The following is a 26500-nucleotide window of genomic DNA, read 5'->3' as shown; positions in this document are numbered from 1 at the left end:
CAACGACAGGACGCCCGAATCCCATGAGCAACCAGATCTACTGCTACCGCAACGGCTGCGACGCCGAGCACGAGATCCTGATGCACGTCCGCGCCGAGCCCGAGGACGGCTACGTCCTCCTGTGCGAGGTACACGCGATCGAGAACGCCCGGAAGAGCGACCTGGTACTGCGGTGCAACTGCCCGTGGTGCAGTTCGGCCCGCACCGAACTCCTTCACCTGGGTTTGCCGACGCCGCCCCTGGGGCGGCGTCGGAAGCGCTCGGATGATGCTCCGTGAGCCTGGTCGCCCTGGCCGGCGACTGGCACGGCGACCTCACCTGGGCGAACGCGCGACTTCAAGGGCTGGGCGAGCAGGGAGTTAGGACGCTCTTCCACGTGGGCGACTTCGGCATCTGGCCGGGGCCGACCGGCAAGCGATTCCTGGGGACGGTCGAGAAGGTCTGCGCCAAGTACGGCCTGACGGTCTACGTCACCCTGGGGAATCACGAGGACTGGGCTCGGATGCTCCAGCGCCAAGAGCGCCTCGAGGAGCGGAACGAACTCGGTCCGATGATCTGGCTCAGTGATCATGTCGCCGTTCATCCGCGCGATCCGGCGGGGCATCGGTTCGTGTTTGGGGGCAGGTCGTTCGTGAGCCTCGGAGGCGCACCTTCGGTCGACTTTCCGACGAGGAGTCAGGGCAAGGACTGGTGGGCTGAGGAAATGATCCCTCAGGCGACCGCCGAAGCGGTGGCGGCGGGCGGCTACGCCGATGTCATGCTCACCCACGACGCCCCCGGCAAACCGTGGCAGTGCCCCAAGGTGCGGTCGATCTGCGAGGGCAACCCGTGGGGCTGGACCGACCGCGGGCTGGCCTGGGCGGCACTGGGTCAGGAGCGCCTGACGACCGCATTCGAAGGCGTGCGACCGCGCATCCTCTTCCACGGGCACTTCCATGTTGCTGACTCCACGAAGTTCACGATGCCCGGGGTCAGCTACGAGACCCGGATCGTCAGCCTCCACAGAAACCAGCACGCCGGAAACATCGCACTGCTCAACCTGGAGACGCTGGAGGTCTGGTGAACAGCAGTCCGCATGACCACGACCACGAAGAAGACGTTGCCTTATGCGGCGCCTGCGCTGGGGTCTGGGAGGTGGTCACCGCGAGCAACTCCGTCTACGTCGTCGACCTCGATGCCCGCACGCTGACCCGTACCCCGGACCGGTGGCGTGTGGCCGACTGGATCGCTGGCGGTGGCAGGCGGATGCCTGTCGCTCCGCTGCCGATCGGCATGGATAACCAGACTCCTGGCCTGCGCCGTGACCACGAACCGATCCCGCTGCTCAACCTGGAACCTGTACGTCTCGACCATTACCTGATCGCCTTGCTCGACCTGGTCGGCGACGGTGCAACGGCAACGACCCGGATGACCAACGTCGTCCTAGGGACTCGGCGGCTCACCTGACCCAAGAGCGTTCGCCTCGACCGCGAGACCGCGAAGCCGGCGGGGGGTTTGGGTCCCTCGAACAGCCCCGGATGCCGCGCCGAGAACACGACCTTTCGGCGGCCTGGTCGGGTGGGCAGGGCTGGGGTGAGGAAGCCTTGTCCAGCCGGCGTCGGCGATGAGGACGTCCGCCAGATCCGGCGGCGATGTGGGCGCCCGCAACCAGGACGGGGTCTGGCCGAGCAGGCCCGCGTTATCGATAACCGCTCGGAGGTCTCCGGGAACGCCGAACGTCGCGTCGACCTCCGTGCGAATCAGTTCCGTTGGTCGCCAGGCGGAGCCAGGGTCGACGGGTGGTCGGCTTGCGGTCAGGAGGAGGAAGTCGTCGCTCAGCTGATGTTCGGCAGGGAACCAGTCGGTCCAGTGGGCGACGCTGATGCGCTCTCGAGTTCGGTTCAGCGAAGTTCCGGTGTGCCGAGCGCAAGCAGCCTCGATTTCGTTGCGTGCGACGCGGGTGATCTGCCGGATCTGACGTCGATCGCGGTCTGCGTTCGATGGCGCGATCAGGAAGACCACACTCACGTTCGGGAGAGGGCTTGGGAACTTCTCGAGCTCTCGTGCCCAGCGCTCCACTTTCGCCCCGAAAGATCGGTTCACGTTGCAGGTGACCTCGACCGCGATACGGGGTCCACCAGGCAGCACGAGTGTCAGGTCGGCGGCGGCTTGCTGCAGCTGGATGGCTCGGGCTTTGCCTTGCTTCGTGAGGTCGACTCCGGGTTCGAACAAGAGGTGGAATGTGCTGAACGCTTCCCCGAGGACGGTGCCGACGTGGGCGTACTCCGCGAACCGCAGGGCCAGCTCGGCTGCCAGCACGTTGTGCCGTTCGGACTGCCGTCCGAGGTTCAGTCGATCCTGCCCGCCGGTGACCCCGACCCACTCCGGCCACGTCAGGCGCGGGACGACGAGTTCGGCGAAAGCGTCGCTGTCGCGTAGGCGGACGAGGAGGGGCGATCGTTCGTGTGGCTGGCCGTTGCTGGACTCGGTCCAGCTCCTCGATGCGACCCCTGATCTGGCGATAGCGGCGGTGCTGATCTCGACGAGACCGGCCTCGCGCAACGCGGTGACCAGGGTGCTGCCTGGGTTCGCCAACGCCGGCATGCCGGTGAAGGCCGCCCACTGCGGTGTCGTCATCGTTCGGTAGGCGTGCAAGGCGCCGAGCGCCTTCACGAGTGGCAGCGGTTTGCGCAGCAGCTTCTCGATCGCGGCGGTCTGCTTCGGCCCGCCCAACGGTGGGGGCGCCGGCCACGGCATGGGGTAGCTGCGGCCGCCCCAGATCGGGTCCCAGTACGGGTCGATCCGCCACATGCTCATCAGGCGCGAACCCTCGATCCGCGACGGGACGAGCACCAGCGGCCAGGCCCGGGCAGTCCCGCTTCGGACCCCGTCCGCGGTGATCCGCGATCGAGGAATCTGCTTCGCTCGCCGGGCCGGCACGGTCCTCGGTTGGGGCGTGCTCGCGTGCGGCGGTATTTGGTCGTTCATCGGTCTCTCAAGTGGTCTCTTGGCCCCGGGTTCGTCGGCAGCCTGGCTGTCTACTCTGTGCCGCCGTCGGCACACCGGCCGACGACCCGCGACAGCGGCGGCGCGACACCGCTTGCGACGACAAACTTTCGGCAGACCGAGCCCTCAGAGCGCCGCCTCGGCGAGCACGTCGATGGACCCCATTAACGAGGCTCGCTGCGCTCGCCGTCCCTGCCTGTACTCGGCTCGTGGGCGCGTCGTCTTCGATTCGTTTCTCTGAGCATCTCGAGCGTTCGGTCTTGCCTGGATAGTTCGGGATACTTGCCACGCCTTTGCCGCGCTCCGCCACGTGCCCCTTTTCGATAGAAGTCCCACCCAGGCGAAGGCTGCCCTCACTGTGCGTTTTGCACCGTGGCTGACGGATTTGTCGGAGTTAGATCCTGCGCGATTGTCAGGCACCCAGATCGGCAGGCACTAGGCCTGCCCGCCCCGGGTCGATGTGCGGTGGCGCTCCTCGTGCACGGCCTCCGCGAGCGGTCGCCGGTCCCGCCAGCCGAAGCGCTCCAGGTCCGGGGTCTGCTGGAGCCGGCTGGCCGGGCCGAGGCAGAGCCAGGCGACCGGCCGCACCGTGGCGGGGATGGAGAGCAGGTCGCGGAGGAACTCCTCGCGGTAGTAGGAGACCCAGCCGACGCCGAGGCCCTCGGCCGTCGCGGCGAGCCAGAGGTTCTGGAACGCCAGGCAGGTCGAGTACAGGCCGGCGTCGGTGGTCGCGTGCCGTCCGAGCACGGCGGGGCCGCCGCGGGTCGGGTCGTAGGTGACGACCACTCGACCTCTTTGCACGCAAAGCGTCAACGGCCGGTGCAAGATCCGTCGAGAGGATTCCTCCCTGCAGCGCCCGGTCAACGAGGCGCTCGACCGTCGAGCCCGGTCGGCGGACCGACGGCCCGGCGGCGCTGGTCGAGGCTGTTGTCAACGAGCTCTCGGACGACGAGAAGGCCGATCTGCTTGTGGCGCTGACCATACGGCTCGCGGAAGCATCGAAAGAGGCGGGGTAGTGGGGGGTGTTCCGCACGGGAGCACCGCGGTGGCGCCGTGGAACGGTTGCTTACATGTCGCAGATCGGTGATTCGAGCGATGGCTCGGCCTTGACCCGATGCGGTAAATCCGTGATCGGAGCCAGCCCGTCGGGTCTTTTACTCGCGAGGTTCGGCCGAGGAACTCGGACGCGCCGTCGTCTGCTCGTCGAAGACCAGAAGCGTGCGGGTGCTGATCACACCGGGCATGCTCTGAATCCGTTCCAGGACGAGGTCCCGCAACGCGGTGTTGTCCCGCGCACGGACGAGCATGATGACGTCGAACTCGCCTCCCACGACCGCGAAGTGCACCACCCCCGGCAGCGCCAGCAGTGCGTCGCGTGTGGCCTGCCAGTCCGGTTGCCGCAGATTGAGAGTCACGTATGCGCTCGTGGTGAGACCTCGCGCAACCGGGTCCACATCCACGGTGAAGCCTCGGATGACACCCTCTGCCTGCAGTCGGTTGAACCGCGAGTACGCGTTCGCGCGAGATATGTGCGCGCGCTCGGCGATCGTCCTCATCGACAGCCGGGCGTCCGCGGTGAGAAGTCGCAGGATCCGCTCGTCCGTGTCGTCCAGCTCGCTCGCCATCTGTCTCCCGCCACCTTTGAACTCAGCCGCCGTGTGTAGACGAATTGCTGAATACTGGCGAGTAGATTGCCACCTATCCGCGATTCCGCGCAACCGTTGTCGGACAGTTGGTCGAAGATTCATGATTTCAACATGACGTTTGACTCCCGCGGCATTTGGGTGACGGCGTGTGAGCAGTCGTGCTTACCGGTGGGGACAAGGCGTTCCCGCTTGGCGAGGAGTGCAACCCAACGCGTCGTCGACACCGGCGCGACCAAGACTTTCCGCCCCTGATCAGCCGTTATTGAGCAGCGAGCTGGCTTCGCGACACTCGCATGTTGTCGGCGGCGCAGGCGGGGGAGTGCTGGATCCCGTTTTCATCAGCATTCAAATACTAAGAGTGAAGGAATTGCCTGTGAGCATCGAAAAGGTCATCGAGGATTGGGATGGGGAGCTGAGCTGCTGCCGATTCGATAGGGACACTGGCGCGTTCTTTACGGTTGCCATCCATTCCCGGCGCCTCGGGCCCGCTGCTGGGGGCACGCGCGCGATGAACTACGCGGGCTTCGACGCCGCGGTCGAGGATGCGACGCGACTGGCCAGCGCCATGACTCTGAAGATGATCATGGCTGACCTTCCGATGGGCGGCGGAAAATCAACCATCGCTTTGCCCAAGGCTCGGCGCGACATTTCGGCCGACCACTGGGATCAGATCCTCAAGGTGCACGCTGAGATGCTGAAGTCTCTCGGCGGGAACTACTGGACCGGACCTGACGTCGGCACGTCGTCTGAGGATATGGACTCTCTGCACGCGTCAAGTGGTTACGCGTTCGGTCGCTCCGTTGGGGCAGGGGGCCCCGGCTCTAGTGCACCGGAGACTGCGCACGGCGTCTACGTGTCGATGATCGAAGCGATTCATGATGCCGGCATCAGCGACCTACGTGGGCGGCGAGTCGTCATTCAGGGCCTCGGAGCGGTCGGCTACGACGTAGCGCAGAGGGCTGCGATGGACGGTGCTCATGTCGTAGCTGCGGACCCGAACGAAGCGCAGTGCAAGCGGGCTGCAGACGAGCTTGGAGTAGAGGTCATCCCAACCGACCAGGTGCTCTCGCAGACCTCAGATGTCTTCGTGCCCTGCGCAACTGGCGGAATTGTCGACGACAGTGTTGCCCGATCCATTCGTACGAAGGCGATTGCGGGTGCCGCAAACAACGTGCTGGCTAGCGAATCGGCGGGCGACGAACTGGCACGTCGTGGAATCGTCTACGCCCCGGACTTTGTGGCGAATGGCGGGGGTGCGATCCACCTCGTCGGTCGGGAGGTCCTTGGCTGGAGTGCCGAGATGGTCTCCCGGCACGTCCTCGAGATCGGACACACGCTGGAGCAGATCTTCGCTCGAGCCCGTGCCGAGGGCGTTGGCGCCGAGCGGGCAGCACGCCGGATCGCGGCTGAACGTGTCCGTTGATCTGCGTCGTCCTCGGTTCGCCTGCGTCGCCACATTTCGCAACCCACAACCGATTGCACCCCTCCGGCAGCGAGCCAATTCAGGACGGTGAGGGGCTGACATGGACAAAGTTGTAAGAAGTCCCGCTGACGCTGTCGCTGACATCGGGCGCGGAGCGTCCCTCGCTGTGGGCGGGTTCGGGCTTTGCGGCATCCCTTCCCGATTGCTCACCGCACTGATGGAGGCCGGGGTCGACGATCTCGAAGTCGTCTCCAACAACGCTGGCGTCGACGACTGGGGTGTGGGCCTTCTCCTCACCTCCGGACGCCTGCGGCGGGTTGTCGCGTCCTACGTAGGCGAGAACAAGGAGTTCGCGCGGCAGTACCTCGCCGGCGAGCTGGAGGTCGAGCTGACGCCGCAGGGAACTCTCGCCGAGCGGATGCGCGCCGGTGGGGTCGGAATCCCGGCCTTCTTCACACCCACTGGCGTCGGTACGTTGGTTGCCGAGGGGGCCTCCCGTGGCGCTACGACGCGGCTGGAAATGTCGCCAAGGCGTCGCCTCCGAAGGAAACGATGATGTTCGCAACCGGCGACAGTCACCAAGAGTTCGTTCTCGAGCGGGCGATCGTCACTGATTTCGGTTTGGTTCGCGCCTGGAAGGGCGACCGGCACGGGAACCTCGTGTTTCGGCGATCCGCTCGCAACTTCAATCCGCTGGCTGCGATGTGCGGCAGGCTGACCATCGCTGAGGTTGAGCACCTGGTCGAACCAGGTGAACTAGAACCTGACGCGGTTCATACGCCAGGAGTCTTTGTTCATCGGGTCGTCCCCCTAGACGCGGAGGCGTCGCGCGACAAGCGCATTGAGAAGCTGACAACGCGGCCTCCTGTCGCCTCGATCTCGAACAAGGGTGAGCTCTGATGGCATGGACTCGAGACGAGATTGCAGTTCGAGCTGTTCAGGAACTGTCTGACGGAATGTATGTGAACCTCGGAATTGGAATCCCCACGCTCGTTCCGAGCCATGTGCCCGAAGGAATGGACCTCGTCCTGCAGTCGGAGAACGGGATCCTTGGTGTTGGCGGCTACCCCCCGACCAGGCGAGGCCGATGCAGACCTAATCAACGCAGGCAAGGAAACCGTCACGGTTAACGCCGGCGCGTCATTCTTCGACTCCGCGATGTCGTTCGGGATGATCCGCGGCGGCAAGGTCGACGTCGCGCTGCTTGGCGCGATGCAGGTATCTGCGCAGGGTGATCTGGCGAACTGGATGATTCCAGGTCGAATGGTCAAGGGCATGGGTGGCGCTATGGACCTTGTCGCAGGAGCGAGGAGAGTCGTCGTTCTGATGGAACACGCCTCCCGGGACGGCGAACCCAAGATCGTCGATGAGTGTCTGCTGCCGTACACGGGCCGCCGATGCGTGGATCGCATCATCACCGATCTGGCGGTCCTGGATGTGACGGCTAGGGGCCTCATGCTGGTCGAGCTGGCGCCGGACACCTCACTTGAGGAAGTCCAGGAGCGCACGGGTCCAAGACTGATAACCCCTGACCTGTAACTGGCTCTCCGACGGTTTCGGTGTGGTGACGATGCCGTCGGGGATAGCGGCTTGCGAAGGTGTTCGGACTCGACGCGTGATCGGTAGTCGAGCCTGCGGGCGACGGGCGGGCTTGTAGGAGTCTCAGATCCAGCCGAACGTCGCGCTGGCCAGGTCGGATCCTGGCCATCTCGAGCTCGATGACGACCTGCTCGGTGCGGCCGACGGCCGCAGCCCTGCTACGAGCCGCCGAGCGCAGCTCGTCTGGACGCACCTAACCGTGCAACCAGGCGAGCTCGCTGCTCGCCTGGATGCGGGGCGCTGATGCTCGTAGCGCTGAAGGGTTGCCCGCAGGAGACCTTGCGCGAGAACCTCTGTTCCGGTGCTCTTGGATGCGTGGCAAGTAAATGCTCGCCCGCTCCCGCGTTGCCACGCAGACGGGAGCGGGCGAGACATTACTTAGAGCCCGTTGGCTGGCTCAGCTGCTCAAGGGCAATCTCGAGCGCAGTGGCGGCAACCATCGTCGCCGCAGGCGAGCGTTCGTAGCAGGCTTCGAGCGCGGACCGGATGACGGATGAGACGTCGCCAAAGATCAGGTCATCGGACGGTTCGTCGACCCCTTGCATCAGGATCGTGAACACCCGAGCCATCCCGCAGTTCGCGATGAAGTCGGGAACAACCGCGACATTCTGATCGGCAAACTCGTAGGTCGGTCCGTAGAAAATCTCCTCATCCGCAAACGGGACGTTCGCACCCGATGCAATCAGCTCGAGGCCGCTCGCAACGAGCCGGCGGACCTGCTCCTCGGTGACCAATCGCGAAGCAGCACACGGAAGGAAGATCTCGGCGCCGGTATCCCAGATCCAGTCATCGAGATCCCGGTGAGGGATGAGATCTTCGGCCTGAAGCGAGTTGCCCACCTTCCGCCGAAACAGTTCCTGGATCTCGTCGAATGAGAATCCGTCCGGGTTCGCAAGCCCTCCTTCCCGATCGATGATGCCGACGATCTTGGCTCCCGATCGAGCGAGATAGTAGGCCGCTACCGAGCCGACGTTTCCCCAGCCCTGGACCAGCACACGTCGTCCTGCCAGGGTCCGCCCCGTGTCGGATCCATAGACGCCATAGAAATGGGCGACGGACTCTGCGACGCCCCACCCGGTGATCAGGTCAGCGACCGTGTATCTTCCGCTTCGATCGGGGGTGTACGACGGGTCCTCAACGATCTTTGAAACGCCCGACCGCAGCATTCCGATCTTCTGAATCAGTGCTTGATCATCGCCCGCGAAGTGGCCCCTGACGATTCCTTCCTGTGGATGCCACAAGCCGTATCGCTCAGTCAGGGGGATGACGTCGTGCATTTCGTCGACGTTCAGGTCGCCGCCAGTCCCGTAGTAGTTCTTGAGGAGCGGGCTAACTGCTCTGAACCAACGGGCGAGCACCTCCTTGCTTCTCGGGTCAGCTGGGTCGAAGTCGATGCCTGACTTCGCCCCACCGATGACTGGCCCTGAGACAGTGAATTTGACCTCCATCGTCTTCGCCAAGGCCTCCACCTCACTGCGATCCAGGCCTGGACGCATGCGCGTGCCACCGCCGGCGGCGCCGCCACGGAGCGAGTTGATAACCGCCAGCAGGATTGGTCACTGTGCGAGCGCACTCAACTGGGGGTGCAGTCGCATGCGTTTCGTCCGGGCCCGCTGTCGTTCGAAGAGACGTCAGTCGCAGATTTTCACCGCGCCTATCAGAGCTGGCTTGCATCTGCCGGCCACTAGGCCCGAGAGAGACGGTTCCAAAGTGCGCAGCCTCTGACGGGGGCTTCCGGCGACCGATGCCGGCAGGCGTCTGAATGGAAGTGCGGCCATCCTGATGGATGGCCGCACTTTCGCCTTAGATCAGGACGAACGCGATCGTCGCGTGAGAACTGGTTGAAGGTCCTCTCGGGATATGTCTCTGCCAGTTCGGACCAAACGCCGCGAAGCGTCAGAACCCCTCGACGACCTCTCCACTGAACATAGTGGTCGCCACGCCGAGCCCGGCTGCGTCCTCGCCTGCGGCGGCCATCTCCGCGGAGCGAAGCGCGCCCTTCAGATCGTCCGCGGACTCGAAGTCGAGCTGGGCGACCAGGTAGACGGTCTGCTCGCCCCCGAGCGGCCGGGGCTTCGACCAGCTGAAGCCGGCCAGCCCCGGAAGGGGCCGGACCAGCTCGACGTGCCGGGTGAAGTAGTGCTCGTCGAAGTCCGCCGGATTCTCAGGCATGGCGTACTGGATGGTGATGCGGTGCATCTCGTCAGCCTCCTCAGGCTGCCGGCCAGTTCTTGGCGACCAGGGTGAGGACGTCGTAGGTGGCGACGGGTTCGCCGGCGCCGTTCGTGACCACCGCGTCCCACCGGACCTCGCCGTAGTCGGCCGAGGTCCGTGGAGTGATCTGCTTGACCGTCAGGGTCACCGCGATCTCGTCCTCGGCCTTGACTGGGGTGAGGAACCGGAGGTTGTCGACGCCGAAGTTCGCGAGCACCGGCCCCGGCTCCGGGTCGACGAAGAGTCCGGCCGCGAGCGAGACGACCAAGTAACCGTGGGCGACGATCCCGCCGAAGAGCGGGTTCGCCGTTGCAGCCTCCTCGTCGGTGTGCGCGTAGAACGTGTCCCCGGTGAACTCGGCGAAGTGCTCGATGTCTGCCAAGGTCACCTTGCGGCTGGCCGACGAGATCGTGTCGCCGACATGCAGGGTCTCCAGGCTCTTGCGGAAGGGATGGATGCCGTCCTCGTGCCTGGTCGAACCAGCCGTCCAACGACGGGTGATCGCGGTGAGCATGTTCGGAGAGGCCTGGACCGCGGAGCGCTGCATGTGGTGCAGCACGCCGCGGATACCGCCGAGCTCCTCACCGCCACCGGCGCGGCCGGGGCCGCCGTGCACCAGGACCGGCATCGGCGACCCGTGGCCGGTTGACTCCGGGGCGGCCTCGCTGTCGAGAACCAGGATCCGGCCGTGCCAGGGGGCGACGCCGAGCACGACCTGGCGGGCGATGTCGCCGTCCTTGGTGACCAACGAGCCGGCGAGACTGCCCTTGCCGCGCGCCGCCAGGGCGATCGCCTCGTCGAGGTCGTCGTATCCGATTGCGGTGCTGACCGGGCCGAACGGCTCGACGTCGTGGACCTCCACCGCCCCGGGGGCTGCCTTGAGCAGGACCGGGCTCAGGAACGCACCGCGTTCGGGGTCGCCGTCGACCAGGTCGACCTGGTCCGGGTTGCCGAAGACGACCTCGGCCGAGGCGCGCAGGGATTCGATGGCCTTGCGGACTTCGCCGCGCTGCTCCAGCGACGCCAGCGCCCCCATCCGTACCTCCGGGTTGGCCGGGTTGCCGACGGTGACCTTCGCGAGCTTGGCGGAGACGGCGTCGATGACAGCGTCCTGCAGCGCCGTCGGCACGATCACGCGCCGGATGGCGGTGCACTTCTGGCCGGCCTTCGCCGTCATCTCGGCGACGACACCCTTGACGAAGAGCTCGAACTCCGGGTCCTCGGAGGAGACGTCGGGGCCGAGGATCGAGCAGTTCAGCGAGTCGGCCTCGACGCCGAGCCGCACGCCGCCGTGCAGCACGTTCGGGTGCGTCCGCAGCACCCCGGCTGTGTGCGCAGACCCGGTGAAGGCAACCGCGTCCTGCTCGTCCAGCTCGTCGAGAAGCCCGCCGGCCGAACCGCACAGCAACTGCAGCGTGCCTTCGGGGAGGATGCCGGATTCGATGATCCGGCGGACGACCAGCTCGGTCAGGTACGCCGTCTGGCTGGCCGGCTTCACGATCGTCGGCAGGCCGGCGAGGAAGGCCGGCGCGAGCTTCTCGAGCATGCCCCAGACCGGGAAGTTGAAGGCGTTGATCTGAACGGCGACGCCCGGCCGACTGGTGTAGATGTGCTGACCGGCGAAGACGCCGGTCTTGCCGAGCCGCTCCAGACCGCCGTCGAGGACGATGGTGTCGTTGGGTAGTTCGCGGGTCCCCTTGCTGGCGTAACTGAACACAGTGCCGAAGCCGCCGTCGATGTCGATCATCGAGTCGCGCTGGGTGGCGCCCGTGCGCAGGGACAACGCGTAGAGCTCGTCCTTGTCGGCGGACAGGTGCTTGGCCAGGCTCTTGAGCAGGCCCGCCCGTTCGTGGAATGTCAGCTCGCGCAGCGCCGGGCCGCCCACCCGCCTCGCGTGCGCGGTCATCGCGGCGATGTCCACGCCGGCGCTGGAGATGCGCGCGATCTCCTCGCCGGTGCTGGCGTCCAGGAGCGGGGCTCCCTCTCCCTGGCCTCGCAGCCACCGTCCGGCGGCGTAGCTCTCGAGCATCTCGCTCACAGTTCTGTCCCTTCGAAGTCATTCACGGCGGTTCGCGTGCAGGTCTTACACAGACATTGCACGTCTGCTGGACTCGTGTAACACTATTCCAGACCGTTCGGTCAGTAAATACCTGGGCACCAGGAATCTGGAGGAAGCACATGACGCTGGCGGACAGCGAAGCCGAGCTGCAGGCGTCGTTCGACGCCACGATCGCGCACCACGACCGGATCGAGCCCCGGGACTGGATGCCTGAGGGCTACCGGAAGACGCTGATCCGCCAGATCGCCCAGCACGCGCACTCCGAGATCATCGGGATGCAGCCGGAGGGCAACTGGATCACACGAGCGCCGTCGCTGCGCCGCAAGGCGATCCTGCTGGCCAAGGTGCAGGACGAGGCCGGCCACGGCCTCTACCTCTACTCGGCTGCCGAGACGCTGGGGGAGAGCCGGCGCGAGCTCACCGACAAGCTGATCTCCGGCAAGCAGAAGTACTCCTCGATCTTCAACTACCCGACCCTGTCGTACGCCGACGTCGGCACCATCGGCTGGCTGGTCGACGGCGCCGCGATCGCGAACCAGGTGCCGCTGTGCCGGACGTCGTACGGGCCCTACGGGCGCGCGATGATCCGGATCTGCAAGGAGGAGTCGTTCCACCAGCGGCAGGGCTACGAGCTGCTGATGACGATGATGCGGGGGACCGACGAGCAGCGCGCGATGGTCCAGGAGTCGGTCGACCGCTTCTACTGGCCGGCGCTGATGATGTTCGGGCCGCCCGACGCGGACTCGCCGAACACCGAGCAGTCGATGGCGTGGGGGATCAAGCGCGACACCAACGACGAGCTGCGGCAGAAGTTCGTCAATATGACCGTCCCGCAGGCCGAGGCGCTCGGAGTGACCCTGCCAGACCCCGCCATCGCCTGGAACGAGGAGCGCGGGGCGTACGACTTCGGTCAGCCCGACTGGGAGGAGTTCGCCGCGGTCATCAAGGGCGAAGGTCCCTGCAACACCCAGCGGATCGCGCACCGCCGCGCGGCCGACGAGAACGGCGCCTGGGTGCGTGACGCGGCGATGGCCTTCGCGGCCCGAAACGCTGCGTCCGACAGCAACGATGCGAACACGAACGGAGCGAGCTGATGAGCACCAACGGGCAGCAAGACTGGCCCCTCTACGAGGTCTTCGTGCGAGGCAAGCGTGGCTTGAACCACGTCCATGTCGGGTCACTGCACGCCGCCGACGACGAGATGGCGGTGCGTCACGCTCGCGACGTCTACACCCGTCGTAACGAGGGCGTCAGCATCTGGGTAGTCCGCGCCGACGCGATCACGGCGTCGAGCCCGGACGAGAAGGACCCGCTCTTCGCGCCCAGCGGCGACAAGGTCTACCGGCACCCGACGTTCTACGCCATCCCCGACAACGTCCCCCACATGTGAGGCCGCGATGAGTCACGTGCACGACCACGACGCCGATCACGACTCGGTCTACGACGGGCTGCTCGGCGGTGACCCGAGCCAGTGGGCCTTCGGCACCGATTTCGAGGACCCGCTGGCCGGCGTCGACACGACGGTTCCGGACGGGGTCGACGCTGCTGCGCTCGGCGCCTACTGCTTGATGCTCGGCGACGACGCGCTGATCTACTCCCACCGCCTCTCCGAGTGGTGCAGCAACGCCCCGGACCTCGAGGAGGACATCGCGCTCGCGAACATCGCGCTCGACCTCCTCGGCCAGGCGCGCCTGCTCCTCGCTCGGGCGGCGGCCGCGGACCCCAGTCTGGTGCCGACCCTGCCGGAAGGATCGCCGGTCCCGGCCGAGGATGCGCTGGCGTTCTTCCGCGACGATCTTGCCTTCCGCAACGTCCGGTACGTCGAGCGCCCGAACGGAGACTTCGCTGAGACCATCGTGCGCCTCCTGTTCTTCTCGACCCACCGGCTGAGCATTCTCGCGCGCCTCGCGCAGAGCAAGGACAAGGTGCTCGCCGCGATCGCGACCAAGGGCGTCAAGGAGCTCACGTACCACCGGGACTACGCCGGGCGCTGGTTCGTGACCCTGGCCCAGGGCACCGAGGAGTCGAGGGGCCGGCTGCTCGACGGACTGGAGCAGGTGCTTCCGTTCTACGACGAGCTGCGCGCCTCACACCCGGTCGAGCAGAACGTGGCCCGGGAGGGCGTCGGCGTCGACCCCGCGAACGTCGTCGCCGAGGTCGAGGTCGTCCTCGAACAGGTCTTCGCGGTTTCCGGCGTCGAGCGCCCGCAGGTCAAGCAGGTTGGCGCGGTCGCCGGTGGCCGCGGCCGTGACGGCAGGCACACCGAAGCGATGAGCAAGCTGCTGGCCGAGATGCAGGTTGCCGCCCGCGCACACCCGCTGGGGCTGTGGTGACGGTGCCGACGCTGATCGCCGAGAGCCGAGCCAACCTCGCCCGCACCGTCGCGGCCGCGGTCACCGATCCCGAGATGCCGATGCTCACCCTCGAGGACCTCGGGGTGCTGCGCGATGTCCGGCTGGAGGGAGACGCCGTGATCGTGACGATCACCCCCACCTACTCCGGCTGCCCTGCCATGGCCACGATGCGCGACGACCTGGCCCACGCCCTGGCGGACCGCGGCTTCGAACAGGTCGAGATCCGGGTCAGCCTGCACCCGGCCTGGAGCACCGACTGGATCACGCCGCGGGGTCGCGCCGCCCTCCGGGATGCCGGCATCTCCGCGCCCTCCCACGTCGGCGAGCGGCTGGGCCCGGTACCACTTTCCCTCACCCCGACCCGCCGCGCGCTGCACTGCCCGCGCTGCGACTCCACTGATGTCGCCATCACCTCGGAGTTCGGCGCCACGGCCTGCAAGGCGCTCTACCGCTGCAACTCGTGCCTCGAGCCGTTCGAGCACGTCAAGGAGATCTGATGACCGCCTCCGTCGAAACCGACCAGGAGATCCGGGTGGATAACCGCTCCCGATCTGGCTTCCACGCGCTCCGGGTCGCGACGATCGAGCGGCTGACCGATGATGCTGCAGCGATCACGTTCGACGTGCCCGACGACCTGAAGGACGTTTTCGACTTCAACGCCGGTCAATCGTTGACGATCCGCCGGATGATCGACGGCACCGAGCATCGTCGGTCGTACTCGATCTGTTCTGCCGTGGGTACCGCCCCGCGTGTTGGGGTTCGCGAGATCCCCGACGGACTGTTCTCTACCTGGTTGGTCCGTGACCTGCGCCCCGGCGACGTCGTCGAGGTCCAGAGCCCGACGGGCAGCTTCCGTGCCGACCCGGAGGAGGGTGGCCGACACCTCTGCATCGCCGCCGGATCCGGAATCACCCCGATGCTCTCGATCGCCACTTCGGTGCTCGCGAACCCGGAGGCCCGGGTGACGCTGCTGTACGGGAACCGCACCACCTCGACGGTGATGTTCGCCGAGGAGCTGGCTGACCTGAAGAACCGGTACGGTCCCCGGCTTCACTTGGTGCACGTGCTCTCCCGGGAACCCCGTGACGTCGAGCTCTTCTCCGGACGGCTCGATGCCGAGCGCCTGCGCCGGTTGCTGGCAAGCGTCGTGCCTGTCGACGGCCTGGACCACGTGTGGCTCTGCGGGCCGTTCGGCTTGATCTCTGACGCTCGCGAGGTACTGGATGAGGTGGGGATTCCCAAGGACCACATCCACTTCGAGCTCTTCTACGTCGACGAGCCGCCTCCGGAGCTGCACCGCGAGGTCGCCGCTCTCGAAGGCGAGGTCAGCGACGTCACCATCGTCCTGGACGGTCGCACGACCACCGCGACGGTCGAGCGGGCTGGAACCATCCTCGACACCGCCGCTGCATCCCGCAATGACCTGCCGTTTGCCTGCAAGGGCGGTGTCTGCGGTACCTGCCGGGCCAAGGTCGTCACCGGCCAGGTCGACATGCGACGCAACTACGCCCTCGACGACGACGAGGTCGCCGCAGGATTCGTCCTCACCTGCCAGACCCACCCAGTCACCGACGAAGTCACCGTCGACTTCGACGCCTGAACCGACCGCTCGCAGCAGTTCTGAAGGAGACTCATGTCCGAGGCGTTCATCATCGACGGCGTCCGCACCCCGATCGGTCGCTACGGCGGCGGTCTGTCCACCGTTCGTCCTGACGACCTTGCTGCCCTCGTTGTCAGAGAGGCAGTGGACCGCGCCGCGGTCGCCCCGGAGCTTGTCGACGAGGTCATCTTCGGGGCTGCGAACCAGGCGGGCGAAGACAACCGGAACGTGGCAAGGATGGCCGCACTGCTTGCGGGCCTCCCGACCACGGTACCCGGCTTCACTGTCAACCGGCTCTGTGCCTCCGGGCTGACTGCTGTCGCCACGGCTCGGCAGATGATCGCCTCGGGCGAGGCGGACCTCGTCATCGCGGGTGGGGTGGAGTCCATGACTCGCGCGCCTTGGGTGACTGAGAAGCCGGCCAAGCCGTGGGCGAAGCCGGGAGCGTCGTTCGACACCTCCATCGGATGGCGCTTCACGAATCCGGAGTTCCCGGCGGACACCACTCTGTCCATGCCGCAGACCGCTGAGCGGGTCGCCGAGCAATGGGGATTGGCTCGCGATGAGCTCGATCGATTCGCCCTTCACTCTCACCAGCGCGCACTCGCTGCGATCGACGCCGGGCGATTCGAGGCCGAGATCGTGCCGGTCGCGGTACGCGGCGGAGAGTTTGCGGTGGATGAAGGGCCTCGTGCCGACACCAGCCTGGAGCGACTCGCGGGCCTCCGTCCGGTGAACCATCCGGACGGACTGGTCACCGCCGGCAACTCGAGCTCGTTGAACGACGGAGCTGCCGCGGTCGTCATCGCGAGCGAACGCTTCATCCAGCGCCACGGTCTGAACCCACGCGCCCGTCTGGTCGGCGCTGCGAACGCAGGTGTCGATCCGTCGATCATGGGCATCGGGCCCGTTCCCGCGACGCAGAAGGTTCTCGACCGCCACGGCTGGACTGTCGACGACCTGGATGCCGTCGAGCTGAACGAAGCATTCGCGGCCCAGGTCCTCGCCTGCATGCGTGACCTCAAGCTCGAGGAGGAGATCGTCAACGCGGACGGTGGTGCGATCGCACTTGGCCACCCGCTCGGCTGCTCCGGGACCCGCCTGGTCGTCACTCTGCTCGGTCGCCTCGAGCGCGCGGGCGCCCGGCGCGGCCTGGCGACGATGTGTGTCGGTGTTGGCCAGGGCAGCGCGCTCCTGGTGGAGCGCCCGTGACTTGGTCCTCGCTCCAGGTCGAGGAGCGCGCTGACCGCCTGCTGGTGCAGTTGAATCGGCCAGAGGCGAAGAACGCCATCGACCGGCAGATGGTCGAAGAGCTGCACCAAGTGTGCGCCGAGCTCGAACAGACCCCGCGGATCGCGCTGATCATCGGAGCCGGCGGCAACTTCGCCGCCGGTGCGGACATCGCCCAGCTGCGCGATCGCCGCCGGGAGGACGCCTTGGCCGGGATCAACTCCGGCATCTTCGATCGGATCCGGCGCCTGCCCATGCCGGTCATCGGGCTGCTCGACGGCTATGTGCTTGGCGGCGGCGCCGAGCTCGCCTACGCCTGCGACTTCCGGATCGGCACACCTGAAGTGCGAATCGGAAATCCCGAGCCCGGGCTCGGGATCCTTGCGGCTGCCGGGGCGTCGTGGCGACTGGCGGAGCTCGTCGGCGAACCGATCGCCAAGGAGATCCTGCTTGCCGGCCGTGTGTTGAAGGCCGACGCAGCCCAACAGCTGCACCTGCTCAACGACGTCGTCGCGCCCGACGCGCTGATCGACGCCGGCAATGCCCTCGCCGACCGCATCGCTGGTCAAGGAGCCTTGGCGATCCGTCTGAGCAAGGCGGTTTTCCACGCACCCCGCGAGGCGCACCCTTTCATCGACGATCTCGCCCAGGCAGTCCTCTTCGAGACTGAAGAGAAGCACGACCGCATGACCGCATTCCTCGAACGCAAGAACAGGAGCAACCCGTGACTAGTCTTCCGAATCACGTCGGCGTCTTCGGCGGGGGCCGCATGGGGGCCGGTATCGCGCACACGTTCCTCGCGGCTGGCGCTCAGGTCACGGTTATCGAGGCGGACGTCGCCGGTGTGCAAGCCGCGGTCGAGCGAGTAACGCGGAGCCTGACCACGGCCGAGCAGAAAGGCGGACTCGCGGAGGGGCTCGCCGCCGCACTGGACCGTCTCGAGGTCAGCGACGACGCGACCGCCCTCGGCGGCTGCGAGCTGATCATCGAGGCCGTACCCGAGAACGTCGACCTCAAGGCAGGCATCCTCGCCAAGGTCGAAGCCCTGGCCCCGAGGGCAGTCCTCGGCACCAACACCAGCTCGCTGTCCATCAGCGGCCTCGCTGCTTGCCTGAACGGCCCCGAGCGACTGATCGGCCTGCACTTCTTCAACCCCGTTCCGACCAGCGATCTGGTCGAGATCGTCGTCGGCTCGGCTACCGCCCCCGAGGTCGTCGCGCTCGCGCAGAACTTGGTGCCTGCGATCGGAAAGACACCTATCACGGTGCAGGACTCGCCGGGCTTCGCGAGCAGCAGGCTCGGCGTCGCGATTGCACTTGAAGCGATGCGCATGGTCGAAGAAGGCGTGGCAAGTGCCCAGGACATCGACACCGCCATGACCCTCGGCTACCGGCACCCGACCGGACCGCTGAAGACGACCGACATCGTCGGCCTCGACGTAAGGCTCGCAATCGCCGACCACCTGGCCGAAACGCTCAGCCCTCGGTTCGAGCCGCCGCAGATCCTTCGCGACAAGGTTGCCGCCGGCGAGCTGGGTCGAAAGACCGGCCAGGGCTTCTACACATGGTGAGCGACCCTAATCAGATAGCTCAGCAGAACGCCAAGGCGATGTGGGCGACCGACAAGGCAAGCCAGGCGCTCGGCATCACCCTCGAGCACGTCGGCCACAACTTCGCCATCGCTCGGATGCTCGTCCGGGACGACATGCTCAACGGATTCGGTTCGTGCCATGGAGGCTTCGTCTCGTGCCTCGCGGACACTGCATTCGCATTCGCCTGCAACTCTGAAGGCGTCAAGACGGTCGCGAGCGGCTTCAGCATCGACTTCATCGCTCCCGTGAATGCGGGGGATCTGCTCGAGGCTGTTGCATCGAAGACTGCCTCCGCAGGGCGCTCGGGGATCTTCGACGTGACTGTTCGACGCGCCGCCGGCCACGAGAGCGAGATCGTCGCCGTCTTCCGAGGCCGAGCTCGCTCCCTCGGATAGTCAGTCGCTCTGTTCCACGCGCATCGCGAGCCCGTCAAAGGCAAGGTGCGTCAAGGTTTCTGCGAGACTCGCGGCATCGACCCGACCGTCAGGGCGATACCACTCGATCAGCGAGTTGACCATGCCGAACAGGAGCCTGCTGACGATGTCGGGCGGCAGGTCATCACGCAGCGAGCCCTCGCCGACCGCCTCACGGACCAGGCGCGCGAGCTCGTCATCAATCTTTCGTCTCCGGGCGAGTGCGTCCACTTCCACCGGGCTGTTACCGCGAACGCGCAGCAGGAGGGTGACTGCCGGCAGGTGCGAGGTCAGGACGCGAACGCTGTCGTGCACTGCCGTACGCAGTCGATCCTCGGCGGACAACCTTCCTTGCGACGACCGTGCAGTGCGAATGACGGCCTCCAAGCCGTCGAGTGCTTCGTCGAGTCCGGCGCGAAGAAGCTGCTCCTTGCTCTGGACATGGTGGTAGATCGCTGATTTCGAGAGCCCGAGGTCCGTGGCGAGGTCGTTGATGCTGGTGGCGTCATATCCCTGCTCATTGAACAGGTCGATCGCGCGCCGCAGCACTGTCGCCTGGTCATATCCGGGACGCCCGCGACCGCGCTTCACGGGTTGAACGACCTCAGCCATAGGCCAAGACTTCCACAGCGGAGGCGCCGAGGTAGTCAGGATCGTCGAGTGTGATGACCCGACGCGAGGTCGGCGTCTCGAAGATCAGCAACGGTCGGATGCTGATCACCCCAGCCGGGCTGTGAATCCCGGTCAAGTACGAGTGTCGGAGGTTGTTGTGACGTCCGCACGTGCGGGATGACGTCGAATACCCCCTGCGACTGCGACGTGCTCGACGCTGGTGGCCGATCGACAGTTCCCGTTCGCAATCCCATTCGGCCGCCGCGGACGTCGGCCGCGAATCGAGTTACGCACGCCTTCGGTGAGCATCTGAAGGATCTGTTCGTCAGTCGCGTGCCATTCGTCTCCGCGCGGGTGCCGCAGGTCGACCAAGGGTAGACACTTGGCAACATAACAGCCAGGGTAGAAGCAGCAGGTCTGCACTTCTCCGTGGCCTATGGCGTACAGATGGTCGATATTCGACGATATTGGCATGACGAATGACCCCGCCAAGTTGCTGCCGGCCGACCAGCCGGTTCAGCTGATCGCCCCGGACGGGACCGCCAATGAGAAGCCGTCCTACGCGATGCCGAGTTCGGAAGATCTCCTGACGGCCTACAGACTTCTGGTGACCGGACGCCGGATCAACGACCAGGCCTATGCCCTGGTGCGGCAGGGACGTCTCGCCGTCTATCCATCATCCCACGGCCAGGAGGCGTGCCAGGTTGCCGCCTCGCAGGTCCTCCAGGACGGCGACTGGCTCTTCCCGACCTACCGCGACTGCGTGGCTGCGATCGCGCGTGGAGTGCCGCCAGTGGAGGTGCTGGAGCTGCTGAAGGGTGAATGGCACTGCGGGTACGACCCGTATGAGCGTCGAGTCGCACCGCAGGTGACTCCGCTGGCAACCCAATTGCCGCACGCCGTGGGCGTCGCGCACGCCGCAACGCTTCGAGGTGAGGAAACTGTGGCCATGGCCCTGTGCGGCGACGGCGCCACGAGCGAGGGTGACTTCCACGAGGCCCTGAACTTCGCGGCGGTCTTCAAGGCGCCGGTCGTCTTCTTCGTCCAGAACAACGAGTACGCCATCTCGGTTCCTCTGAGCCGGCAGAGCGCCGCCCCGTCGCTGGCCCACAAGGGAGTCGGATACGGCGTCCCGGGCGAGCGGGTCGACGGCAACGACATCGCGGCCGTTCTTGCCGTGCTCGGCGCGGCGGTCGAACGCGCGCGGTCAGGCGAGGGCCCGCAGCTGGTCGAAGCGCACACCTACCGGATGCAGGCGCACACCAACGCCGACGACGCGACCCGGTACCGCGACGACGACGAGGTCGAGGCGTGGGCCGCTCGGGACCCCCTCGCCCGGATCGAGACCTACCTACGCACCGCGGGCCTGCTGGACGACGTCGTGGCGGACGAAGCGCGGAGCGAAGCTGACGGCATCGCCTTGGCAATGCGCGAGGGACTGATGGCCGACAACGTGCCTGAACCGGCGGCCCTCTTCCAGAACGTGTACGCCAGTCCGACACCACAGTTGCGGGAACAGGCGGCGATGATCGCCGAAGAACTCCAGCGAGAGGCGGCCGTCTGATGGCTACTCACGAGAAGCTCTCGATGGCCGCGGCTCTAAACCGAGCTCTCCGCGACGCGATGGCCGCCGACCCGTCGGTCCTCGTGCTCGGCGAAGACGTGGGCCCGCTCGGCGGTGTCTTCCGTATCACCGACGGGCTGACCGCAGAGTTCGGCGAAGGCCGCTGTTTCGATACCCCGCTCGCCGAGTCGGGAATCATGGGCATGGCCGTCGGTCTCGCGATGAACGGCATGAACCCCGTGGTGGAGATGCAGTTCGACGCCTTCGCCTACCCGGCCTTCGAGCAAGTCGTTTCCCATGTCGCGAAGCTGCGGAACCGCACCAAGGGGCGACTCGGCGTCCCGATGGTCATTCGAGTCCCGTACGCCGGCGGTATCGGCGGCGTGGAGCACCACTGCGACTCCTCGGAGTCTTACTACGCGCACACTGCTGGTCTCCATGTCGTCGCTCCTGCCAACCCGACGGACGCCTATTGGCTGCTCCGGCACGCCATCGATTCGCCCGACCCGGTCGTGTTCCTGGAGCCGAAGAAGCTGTACTGGAGTGCCGATGAGGTCGACCTGAGTACGCCGGCCGCGGCGATCGGGAAGGCGGCGATCGTCCGCGAGGGCACTGACGCGACCCTGATCGCTTACGGCCCGGCGGTTCCGGTCGCGCTCGAGGCCGCCGACGCGGCTGCCGCCGAAGGGCGCAGCCTGCAGGTGGTCGACCTGCGCTCGATCGTGCCGTTCGACGACGAGACCGTCGCCCGCGCGGTGCGGTCCACCGGTCGCGCCGTGGTCGTGGCCGAGGCTCCCGGATTCGCCAGCGTGTCCTCGGAGATCGTCGCCCGGGTGACCGAGCGGTGTTTCCTTTCCCTGGCCGCACCGATCCGCCGGGTCACCGGCCTGGACATCCCGTACCCGCCGCCCAAGCTCGAGAAGCTGCACCTGCCGAGCGTGGACCGGGTCCTGGACGCCGTCGACGACCTTCAGTGGGAGGACTCGTGAGCGACCAGGTCTTCCTCCTCCCCGACCTGGGCGAGGGGCTCACCGAGGCCGAGATCGTTCGATGGCTGGTCGCCGTCGGCGACGAAGTCACGGTCGACCAGGCGATCGCTGAGGTCGAGACGGCCAAGTCGATCGTCGAGGTGCCGACCCCGTACGCCGGCCGCGTCGCGATCCTGCACGGCGAGGAGGGGCAGACCATCGGCGTCGACACGCCCCTCATCACGATCGCCGCCGACGGCGCTGGCACGGCGCCGTCGGCGGCTTCCACCGGGTCTGCGGCGGCGGAGACCTACCGCGAAGAGGAGCGTGCCGGATCCGGCAACGTCCTCATCGGGTACGGCACCTCTGGCGGCGAGCCGGGTGGTCGTCGCCGCCGCCCGAAGCAGCAGGTGGCGGTCTCCACGACCGATACCGCCACACCTCGCACGGTGCCGCTGGTTATCTCGCCACTGGTTCGGGCGCTGGCCAGGGATAACAAGGTCGCTCTTTCGCTGGTGATCGGGTCCGGACCCGGCGGCCTGATCATGCGCTCCGACGTTGTGCGTGCCAGCGCCGGTTCGCCGTCGCCGGCACCGACGGTCGCCGGCGAGCGGCGTACTCCGATCAGCGGCTTCCGGAAGACGGTTGCGACAGCACTGGCACGCAGCCGTTCGGAGATCCCCGAGGCCACGGTGTGGGTCGACATCGATGCCACCGAGCTTGTGGCGCTGCGCGAGAATGCGCGCTTGCCTGACGACCCAGGACCGGGCCTGCTCACGCACCTGGCTCGGTTCTCCATCGACGCCCTCCGTGCCTACCCCGTCCTGAACGGTCGCGTGGACACCGAGCGCGATGAGTTCGTCGAGTACGACCAGGTCAACCTGGGTCTCGCGGTCCAGTCCGAGCGTGGTCTCGTTGTGCCCGCAGTCCTGGGGGCCGAGACGCTGAACGCAGCGGAGCTCGACGCAGCGATCCGTGACCTCACCGCGCGTGCACGGGTCGGAAAGGCGACCGCCGAGGAGCTCACCGCGGGCACCTTCACCTTGAACAACTACGGCTCGTTCAACGTTGACGGCAGCGCCGCCATCATCAACCACCCCCAGGTCGCGATCATCGGCTTCGGGCGCATCATCGATCGACCTTGGGTGGTCAACGGTGACATCGTGGTTCGCAAGATCATGCAGATGTCGTTCGTGTTCGACCATCGTGTGTGCGACGGTGGCACGGCGGCAGGTTTCATGCGCCACATCGCAGATGCCATCGAGAACCCGATCGCTTTCCTGGCGAGGCGGTGACATGGACAACGACTCATTCGATCTGGTCGTGCTCGGTGCTGGCAGCGGCGGCTACGCGTGCGCGCTGAGGGCCGCACAGCTCGGACTTCGCGTGGCGCTGGTTGAGAAAGACAAGGTCGGTGGTACCTGCCTGCACCGCGGATGCGTCCCCACCAAGGCACTCCTTCACGCCGCGGAAACCGCAGACACCATCCGTCACGCCAAGGACGTTGGAATCGGTGCCGAACTCTCGACCATCAATATGTCCGGAGTTCTCGAGTACCAGGCGTCCGTGGTCAACAAGCTGTACAAAGGATTGTCCAGCCTCATCGCAAGCCGTGCTATCGAGATTGTTGAAGGCGCGGGCAAGCTCAACGAGCACGGGAAGGTCGTGGTTGACGGCCGTACGCTCAACGGCAAAAGCGTGGTCCTGGCCACTGGCTCGTATGCAAAGTCTATCCCCGGCGTGCAGCCCGACGGCGACAGAGTTCTGACCTCGGACCACGCGCTGACACTCGGCCGTGTCCCCGCGAGCGTCGTGGTTCTGGGCGGCGGTGTCATCGGCGTCGAATTCGCGTCCGCATGGCGTTCCCTCGGCGCCGAGGTCACCATCGTCGAAGCGCTCCCGCGCCTCCTCGCAAGTGAGGACGAAGCCAACTCCAAGGTCCTCGAGCGCGCCTTCCGGCGCCGGGGCATCAACGTGAGGACAACCACCCGGGTGGCGTCCGTGATGTCTGATGATGAATCCGTGCACATCGAAGTCGCGAATGACTCCGGCGTGGATGTGCTCGAGGCGGACGTCGTCCTGGTCGCAGTTGGTCGCGGACCGGTCACTGCGGACCTCGGGTTCGAGGAGGCCGGTGTCAGGCTCGACCGCGGGTTCGTCGTCACCGACGAAAGGCTCCAAACAACTCGGCCCGGTGTCTATGCGGTCGGCGACATCGTCCCGGGCCTCCAGCTCGCCCACCGCGGATTCCAGCACGGTCTCTTCGTTGCCGACCAGATCGCTGACCTGGATCCAGTACTGATTCCGGACGAGAACATCCCCCGCGTGACCTACAGCGATCCCGAGGTCGCCTCGGTCGGGCTGACTGAGGCCGCAGCGCGGGAGCGTCTGGGTGCCGACTTCGTCGAGACGCTGACCTATGACCTCGCCGGTAACGGGCGCAGCCAGATCCTGACGACCGCCGGCTCAGTCAAGGTCGTCCGCAGGAAGGACGGCCCGATCGTCGGGGTACACCTCGCGGGTGGGCGCGTGGGCGAACTGATCGGCGAAGCCCAACTCATCGTCGGCTGGGAGGCGCTCCCGGAAGACGTTGCTGCCTTCATTCACGCGCACCCGACGCAGAACGAGGCGCTCGGCGAGGCCCACTTGGCACTCGCCGGCAAGGCGTTGCACGTGCACGGATAAGACGACTGCCGCTTGGTGCATAGCAGCAGCGGCAGTTTGGTTCGCGACGCCGACGTCGCGAGCCGTGACGGTGTCGGTCGCCGGTAACCCCCGTACGGCGGCCGGCACCGGATCGCAGGACTCGACGAAAGGGCGGATCATGGATATCACCGTCACACGGGAGGGTGAAGGGCGAATCGAGTGCATCACGTTGAACCGCGCTGACTCGTTCAATGCCTTCACCCGCACCATGCTCGCGAGCCTGTGCGCTTCGCTCCAGCAGGCGTTCGCCAACCCCGAGGTCAACAGCATCGTTCTGACAGGGTCCGGGCGCGCCTTCTCAGCCGGCCAGGATCTCCACGAGCTCCTCGACGAACTCGACCTTCCGCACGGAGGCAACGACACTCGCCTCCGTGATGGCTACGCGCCGCTTGCGACCGTTCTCGGCAACGCCCCTAAGCCGGTCGTCGCTGCGGTCAACGGCGTCGCCGCTGGAGCCGGACTCGCGGTAGCGGCACTGTGCACGGCCCGAGTTGCGTCCACGAGGGCAGTGTTCGTGCCCGCGTTCATCGACCTCGGTTTAGTGCCCGATACAGGGGCCTCGCACACCATCCCGCGCCTGATCGGCACAGAACGAGCCATTCGATGGCTGACCGACGGGCGCAAGCTCGAAGCGGTCGAGGCCCTGACCTGGGGACTGGTGGATCGTGTCGTCGAACCGGGCCAGGTCGTCGCAACAGCCGTACTCACGGCAACGCGTCTCGGCGGCCGCGATCAGCGCGCATCGGCGGCGACGCGGCAGCTCGTCGAGATGGCCCAGAGAGCGGACCTGGAGACTGCCCTTCTCGCCGAGACCAACGAACAGATCTTCGCAACCGGGCAGGACGATTTTCGCCAAGCAATGAGTCGCTTGGCTCGTTGACCCCTGACCTCGTGACCGGCTGGCCGTCCATACCGCTGGTCACGATTCGCCACCAGGCGGTGAGCTTCGGGTTGTTGAGTCCCGGGGTGAGTTCTCCCGCCGCCAGGTGGCTACTCCCAAAGAGGTAGGCGGCCCGGCATCGTCGAATCTGATGCTGGGCCGTCTACTTCATGCCACCACGTTTCGCGGGCGAGGCGCTCGACCGCGCCAGATCAGCGGCCGTCGGCCAATGCACCGTCAGCCGACCAAGCCGGTCGCTCAGCACACCAACGAGTGCGACCTGGCCCAATCATCGGCGTGGAACGCTCGACTGAGGTCCTGGTCGTCAGCAGTCAGTGCATGCACTACCAAGCCCGACGGAAGAGAGCCATCCACGGCTCCGCTCCTCTGGCGATAGTCCTGAGCGAAGGCGTGCGCAACGCTTTTCGGGTCCAGTGCTCCGGTCACTTCCCTGAGGCCACCAACGGAGGACTCGCGCAAGTCATATCCAAGCGCTTCTGATACGTCAGGGGTCTGCTGCACGAACGGGTGACAGGTTCGGTCAGGCCGCCTGAGTGGCGGCTGTCGTCATGATCAACTCGTATTCGACCGGGGTCAACCTGCCGAGAGCAGCCTGTCGACGACGTCGGTGATAGGTCCTCTCGATCCAGGTCACG

The 26500-nt window shown here is 66.3% G+C and carries 30 protein-coding genes; 23 read left to right on the top strand and 7 right to left on the bottom strand.

What is annotated here, in order from left to right:
- The first annotated feature begins 23 nt into the window (after positions 1-23).
- The 3 genes from AB4Y76_RS16690 to AB4Y76_RS16680 are packed head-to-tail and all read left to right on the top strand — an operon-like array spanning position 24 to position 1446.
- Entirely contained in the window at positions 24-278 is a 255-nt protein-coding gene (locus AB4Y76_RS16690) for a hypothetical protein (protein ID WP_441927277.1), read from the top strand.
- Entirely contained in the window at positions 275-1063 is a 789-nt protein-coding gene (locus tag AB4Y76_RS16685) for a metallophosphoesterase family protein (protein WP_441927275.1), read from the top strand. The genes AB4Y76_RS16690 and AB4Y76_RS16685 overlap by 4 nt, the downstream gene beginning before the upstream one ends.
- On the top strand, positions 1060-1446 hold the full coding sequence (locus tag AB4Y76_RS16680) for a hypothetical protein (RefSeq protein ID WP_441927273.1): 387 nt from the start codon (positions 1060-1062) through the stop codon (positions 1444-1446). Before AB4Y76_RS16685 ends, AB4Y76_RS16680 begins: the two co-directional genes overlap by 4 nt.
- On the opposite strand, the gene AB4Y76_RS16675 is transcribed toward AB4Y76_RS16680, so the two are convergent.
- From AB4Y76_RS16675 to AB4Y76_RS16665, 3 genes are all read right to left on the bottom strand, one after another.
- Complete coding sequence (locus AB4Y76_RS16675) at positions 1423-2796, bottom strand: hypothetical protein (RefSeq protein WP_441927271.1); 1374 nt, start codon at positions 2794-2796, stop codon at positions 1423-1425. The genes AB4Y76_RS16680 and AB4Y76_RS16675 overlap by 24 nt on opposite strands.
- Before the next feature lie 624 nt (positions 2797-3420).
- Entirely contained in the window at positions 3421-3771 is a 351-nt protein-coding gene (locus AB4Y76_RS16670) for a nitroreductase family protein (RefSeq protein WP_441927269.1), read from the bottom strand.
- A 368-nt stretch (positions 3772-4139) separates the two neighbouring features.
- A complete protein-coding gene (locus AB4Y76_RS16665) occupies positions 4140-4610 on the bottom strand; it encodes an Lrp/AsnC family transcriptional regulator (protein ID WP_441927267.1) in 471 nt (156 codons plus the stop codon).
- Between the two features lie 283 nt (positions 4611-4893).
- Here AB4Y76_RS16665 and AB4Y76_RS16660 point away from each other — a divergent pair, with 283 nt between their 5' ends.
- The 5 genes from AB4Y76_RS16660 to AB4Y76_RS16640 all read left to right on the top strand — a co-directional run bounded on the left by AB4Y76_RS16660 (position 4894) and on the right by AB4Y76_RS16640 (position 7593).
- The gene (locus AB4Y76_RS16660) at positions 4894-6054 is read left to right on the top strand and encodes a Glu/Leu/Phe/Val dehydrogenase dimerization domain-containing protein (protein WP_441927265.1); all 1161 of its coding nucleotides are present in this window, start codon (positions 4894-4896) and stop codon (positions 6052-6054) included.
- A gap of 100 nt (positions 6055-6154) precedes the next feature.
- On the top strand, positions 6155-6610 hold the full coding sequence (locus AB4Y76_RS16655; protein WP_441927263.1) for a CoA transferase subunit A: 456 nt from the start codon (positions 6155-6157) through the stop codon (positions 6608-6610).
- Complete coding sequence (locus tag AB4Y76_RS16650; RefSeq protein WP_441927261.1) at positions 6607-6954, top strand: CoA transferase subunit A; 348 nt, start codon at positions 6607-6609, stop codon at positions 6952-6954. The genes AB4Y76_RS16655 and AB4Y76_RS16650 overlap by 4 nt, the downstream gene beginning before the upstream one ends.
- A complete protein-coding gene (locus AB4Y76_RS16645; RefSeq protein ID WP_441927260.1) occupies positions 6954-7184 on the top strand; it encodes a CoA-transferase in 231 nt (76 codons plus the stop codon). The genes AB4Y76_RS16650 and AB4Y76_RS16645 overlap by 1 nt, the downstream gene beginning before the upstream one ends.
- Positions 7108-7593 carry a CoA-transferase gene (locus tag AB4Y76_RS16640; protein ID WP_441927258.1) on the top strand — a complete coding sequence of 162 codons (486 nt, stop codon included), beginning with the start codon at positions 7108-7110 and terminating at the stop codon, positions 7591-7593. Before AB4Y76_RS16645 ends, AB4Y76_RS16640 begins: the two co-directional genes overlap by 77 nt.
- 434 nt (positions 7594-8027) lie before the next feature.
- On the opposite strand, the gene AB4Y76_RS16635 is transcribed toward AB4Y76_RS16640, so the two are convergent.
- The gene (locus AB4Y76_RS16635) at positions 8028-9191 is read right to left on the bottom strand and encodes a Glu/Leu/Phe/Val dehydrogenase dimerization domain-containing protein (protein WP_441927342.1); all 1164 of its coding nucleotides are present in this window, start codon (positions 9189-9191) and stop codon (positions 8028-8030) included.
- Here AB4Y76_RS16635 and AB4Y76_RS16630 point away from each other — a divergent pair.
- Positions 9132-9341, top strand: a complete 210-nt coding sequence (locus AB4Y76_RS16630; protein ID WP_441927340.1) for an SRPBCC family protein — start codon at positions 9132-9134, stop codon at positions 9339-9341. The two genes, AB4Y76_RS16635 and AB4Y76_RS16630, sit on opposite strands and share 60 nt — an antisense overlap.
- 208 nt (positions 9342-9549) lie before the next feature.
- Here AB4Y76_RS16630 and AB4Y76_RS16625 read toward each other — a convergent pair whose 3' ends face one another.
- Both AB4Y76_RS16625 and paaZ read right to left on the bottom strand, forming a co-directional pair.
- Complete coding sequence (locus AB4Y76_RS16625; RefSeq protein ID WP_441927256.1) at positions 9550-9852, bottom strand: EthD family reductase; 303 nt, start codon at positions 9850-9852, stop codon at positions 9550-9552.
- A gap of 13 nt (positions 9853-9865) precedes the next feature.
- The gene (gene paaZ, locus AB4Y76_RS16620; RefSeq protein ID WP_441927338.1) at positions 9866-11896 is read right to left on the bottom strand and encodes a phenylacetic acid degradation bifunctional protein PaaZ; all 2031 of its coding nucleotides are present in this window, start codon (positions 11894-11896) and stop codon (positions 9866-9868) included.
- A gap of 149 nt (positions 11897-12045) precedes the next feature.
- Here paaZ and paaA point away from each other — a divergent pair, with 149 nt between their 5' ends.
- The 9 genes from paaA to paaI are packed head-to-tail and all read left to right on the top strand — an operon-like array spanning position 12046 to position 19096.
- The gene (gene paaA, locus AB4Y76_RS16615; RefSeq protein ID WP_441927254.1) at positions 12046-13020 is read left to right on the top strand and encodes a 1,2-phenylacetyl-CoA epoxidase subunit PaaA; all 975 of its coding nucleotides are present in this window, start codon (positions 12046-12048) and stop codon (positions 13018-13020) included.
- A complete protein-coding gene (paaB, locus tag AB4Y76_RS16610) occupies positions 13020-13316 on the top strand; it encodes a 1,2-phenylacetyl-CoA epoxidase subunit PaaB (RefSeq protein ID WP_441927252.1) in 297 nt (98 codons plus the stop codon). The genes paaA and paaB overlap by 1 nt, the downstream gene beginning before the upstream one ends.
- Before the next feature lie 7 nt (positions 13317-13323).
- Positions 13324-14259, top strand: a complete 936-nt coding sequence (gene paaC / locus AB4Y76_RS16605) for a 1,2-phenylacetyl-CoA epoxidase subunit PaaC (RefSeq protein WP_441927250.1) — start codon at positions 13324-13326, stop codon at positions 14257-14259.
- Positions 14256-14777: a 1,2-phenylacetyl-CoA epoxidase subunit PaaD gene (gene paaD / locus AB4Y76_RS16600; RefSeq protein ID WP_441927249.1), complete on the top strand. Its 522-nt coding sequence runs from the start codon at positions 14256-14258 to the stop codon at positions 14775-14777. The genes paaC and paaD overlap by 4 nt, the downstream gene beginning before the upstream one ends.
- Positions 14777-15880 carry a 1,2-phenylacetyl-CoA epoxidase subunit PaaE gene (gene paaE, locus AB4Y76_RS16595; protein ID WP_441927247.1) on the top strand — a complete coding sequence of 368 codons (1104 nt, stop codon included), beginning with the start codon at positions 14777-14779 and terminating at the stop codon, positions 15878-15880. Before paaD ends, paaE begins: the two co-directional genes overlap by 1 nt.
- 33 nt (positions 15881-15913) lie before the next feature.
- Positions 15914-17092, top strand: coding sequence for a thiolase family protein (locus tag AB4Y76_RS16590; protein WP_441927245.1), 1179 nt, complete (start codon positions 15914-15916; stop codon positions 17090-17092).
- Positions 17089-17838: an enoyl-CoA hydratase/isomerase family protein gene (locus tag AB4Y76_RS16585; RefSeq protein ID WP_441927243.1), complete on the top strand. Its 750-nt coding sequence runs from the start codon at positions 17089-17091 to the stop codon at positions 17836-17838. Before AB4Y76_RS16590 ends, AB4Y76_RS16585 begins: the two co-directional genes overlap by 4 nt.
- On the top strand, positions 17835-18680 hold the full coding sequence (locus AB4Y76_RS16580) for a 3-hydroxyacyl-CoA dehydrogenase family protein (RefSeq protein ID WP_441927241.1): 846 nt from the start codon (positions 17835-17837) through the stop codon (positions 18678-18680). The genes AB4Y76_RS16585 and AB4Y76_RS16580 overlap by 4 nt, the downstream gene beginning before the upstream one ends.
- On the top strand, positions 18674-19096 hold the full coding sequence (paaI, locus tag AB4Y76_RS16575; RefSeq protein WP_441927239.1) for a hydroxyphenylacetyl-CoA thioesterase PaaI: 423 nt from the start codon (positions 18674-18676) through the stop codon (positions 19094-19096). Before AB4Y76_RS16580 ends, paaI begins: the two co-directional genes overlap by 7 nt.
- Here the strand turns inward: paaI and AB4Y76_RS16570 are convergent, their stop codons facing one another.
- Positions 19097-19726 carry a TetR/AcrR family transcriptional regulator gene (locus AB4Y76_RS16570; protein ID WP_441927237.1) on the bottom strand — a complete coding sequence of 210 codons (630 nt, stop codon included), beginning with the start codon at positions 19724-19726 and terminating at the stop codon, positions 19097-19099. It abuts the gene before it with no gap.
- A gap of 472 nt (positions 19727-20198) precedes the next feature.
- Here AB4Y76_RS16570 and pdhA point away from each other — a divergent pair, with 472 nt between their 5' ends.
- The 5 genes from pdhA to AB4Y76_RS16545 all read left to right on the top strand — a co-directional run bounded on the left by pdhA (position 20199) and on the right by AB4Y76_RS16545 (position 25844).
- Positions 20199-21290, top strand: coding sequence for a pyruvate dehydrogenase (acetyl-transferring) E1 component subunit alpha (gene pdhA / locus AB4Y76_RS16565; RefSeq protein WP_441927235.1), 1092 nt, complete (start codon positions 20199-20201; stop codon positions 21288-21290).
- Positions 21290-22279, top strand: a complete 990-nt coding sequence (locus AB4Y76_RS16560) for an alpha-ketoacid dehydrogenase subunit beta (protein ID WP_441927233.1) — start codon at positions 21290-21292, stop codon at positions 22277-22279. Before pdhA ends, AB4Y76_RS16560 begins: the two co-directional genes overlap by 1 nt.
- On the top strand, positions 22276-23553 hold the full coding sequence (locus tag AB4Y76_RS16555; protein ID WP_441927231.1) for a dihydrolipoamide acetyltransferase family protein: 1278 nt from the start codon (positions 22276-22278) through the stop codon (positions 23551-23553). Before AB4Y76_RS16560 ends, AB4Y76_RS16555 begins: the two co-directional genes overlap by 4 nt.
- Before the next feature lies 1 nt (position 23554).
- Positions 23555-24943 carry a dihydrolipoyl dehydrogenase gene (gene lpdA / locus AB4Y76_RS16550; protein ID WP_441927229.1) on the top strand — a complete coding sequence of 463 codons (1389 nt, stop codon included), beginning with the start codon at positions 23555-23557 and terminating at the stop codon, positions 24941-24943.
- Between the two features lie 139 nt (positions 24944-25082).
- Positions 25083-25844: an enoyl-CoA hydratase/isomerase family protein gene (locus AB4Y76_RS16545; RefSeq protein ID WP_441927227.1), complete on the top strand. Its 762-nt coding sequence runs from the start codon at positions 25083-25085 to the stop codon at positions 25842-25844.
- Positions 25845-26500 lie beyond the last annotated feature (656 nt).

Source organism: Marmoricola sp. RAF53, from assembly GCF_052114005.1.
GTDB lineage: Bacteria > Actinomycetota > Actinomycetes > Propionibacteriales > Nocardioidaceae > Marmoricola.
The sequence above is the reverse complement of the archived record's forward strand: the minus strand, read 5'-3'. Positions and strand labels throughout refer to the sequence as shown.

Excerpts from the sequence above, each read along its gene's own strand:
- AB4Y76_RS16690 (WP_441927277.1), top strand. The coding sequence starts at position 24 with ATGAGCAACCAGATCTACTGCTACCGCAACGGCTGCGACGCCGAGCAC.
- AB4Y76_RS16675 (WP_441927271.1), bottom strand. The coding sequence starts at position 2,796 with ATGAGCATGTGGCGGATCGACCCGTACTGGGACCCGATCTGGGGCGGC.
- AB4Y76_RS16665 (WP_441927267.1), bottom strand. The coding sequence starts at position 4,610 with ATGGCGAGCGAGCTGGACGACACGGACGAGCGGATCCTGCGACTTCTC.
- AB4Y76_RS16655 (WP_441927263.1), top strand. The coding sequence starts at position 6,155 with ATGGACAAAGTTGTAAGAAGTCCCGCTGACGCTGTCGCTGACATCGGG.
- AB4Y76_RS16650 (WP_441927261.1), top strand. The coding sequence starts at position 6,607 with ATGATGTTCGCAACCGGCGACAGTCACCAAGAGTTCGTTCTCGAGCGG.
- AB4Y76_RS16645 (WP_441927260.1), top strand. The coding sequence starts at position 6,954 with ATGGCATGGACTCGAGACGAGATTGCAGTTCGAGCTGTTCAGGAACTG.
- AB4Y76_RS16625 (WP_441927256.1), bottom strand. The coding sequence starts at position 9,852 with ATGCACCGCATCACCATCCAGTACGCCATGCCTGAGAATCCGGCGGAC.
- paaZ (WP_441927338.1), bottom strand. The coding sequence starts at position 11,896 with ATGCTCGAGAGCTACGCCGCCGGACGGTGGCTGCGAGGCCAGGGAGAG.
- paaA (WP_441927254.1), top strand. The coding sequence starts at position 12,046 with ATGACGCTGGCGGACAGCGAAGCCGAGCTGCAGGCGTCGTTCGACGCC.
- paaB (WP_441927252.1), top strand. The coding sequence starts at position 13,020 with ATGAGCACCAACGGGCAGCAAGACTGGCCCCTCTACGAGGTCTTCGTG.
- paaC (WP_441927250.1), top strand. The coding sequence starts at position 13,324 with ATGAGTCACGTGCACGACCACGACGCCGATCACGACTCGGTCTACGAC.
- paaE (WP_441927247.1), top strand. The coding sequence starts at position 14,777 with ATGACCGCCTCCGTCGAAACCGACCAGGAGATCCGGGTGGATAACCGC.
- AB4Y76_RS16590 (WP_441927245.1), top strand. The coding sequence starts at position 15,914 with ATGTCCGAGGCGTTCATCATCGACGGCGTCCGCACCCCGATCGGTCGC.
- paaI (WP_441927239.1), top strand. The coding sequence starts at position 18,674 with ATGGTGAGCGACCCTAATCAGATAGCTCAGCAGAACGCCAAGGCGATG.
- AB4Y76_RS16570 (WP_441927237.1), bottom strand. The coding sequence starts at position 19,726 with ATGGCTGAGGTCGTTCAACCCGTGAAGCGCGGTCGCGGGCGTCCCGGA.
- pdhA (WP_441927235.1), top strand. The coding sequence starts at position 20,199 with ATGACGAATGACCCCGCCAAGTTGCTGCCGGCCGACCAGCCGGTTCAG.
- AB4Y76_RS16560 (WP_441927233.1), top strand. The coding sequence starts at position 21,290 with ATGGCTACTCACGAGAAGCTCTCGATGGCCGCGGCTCTAAACCGAGCT.
- lpdA (WP_441927229.1), top strand. The coding sequence starts at position 23,555 with ATGGACAACGACTCATTCGATCTGGTCGTGCTCGGTGCTGGCAGCGGC.
- AB4Y76_RS16545 (WP_441927227.1), top strand. The coding sequence starts at position 25,083 with ATGGATATCACCGTCACACGGGAGGGTGAAGGGCGAATCGAGTGCATC.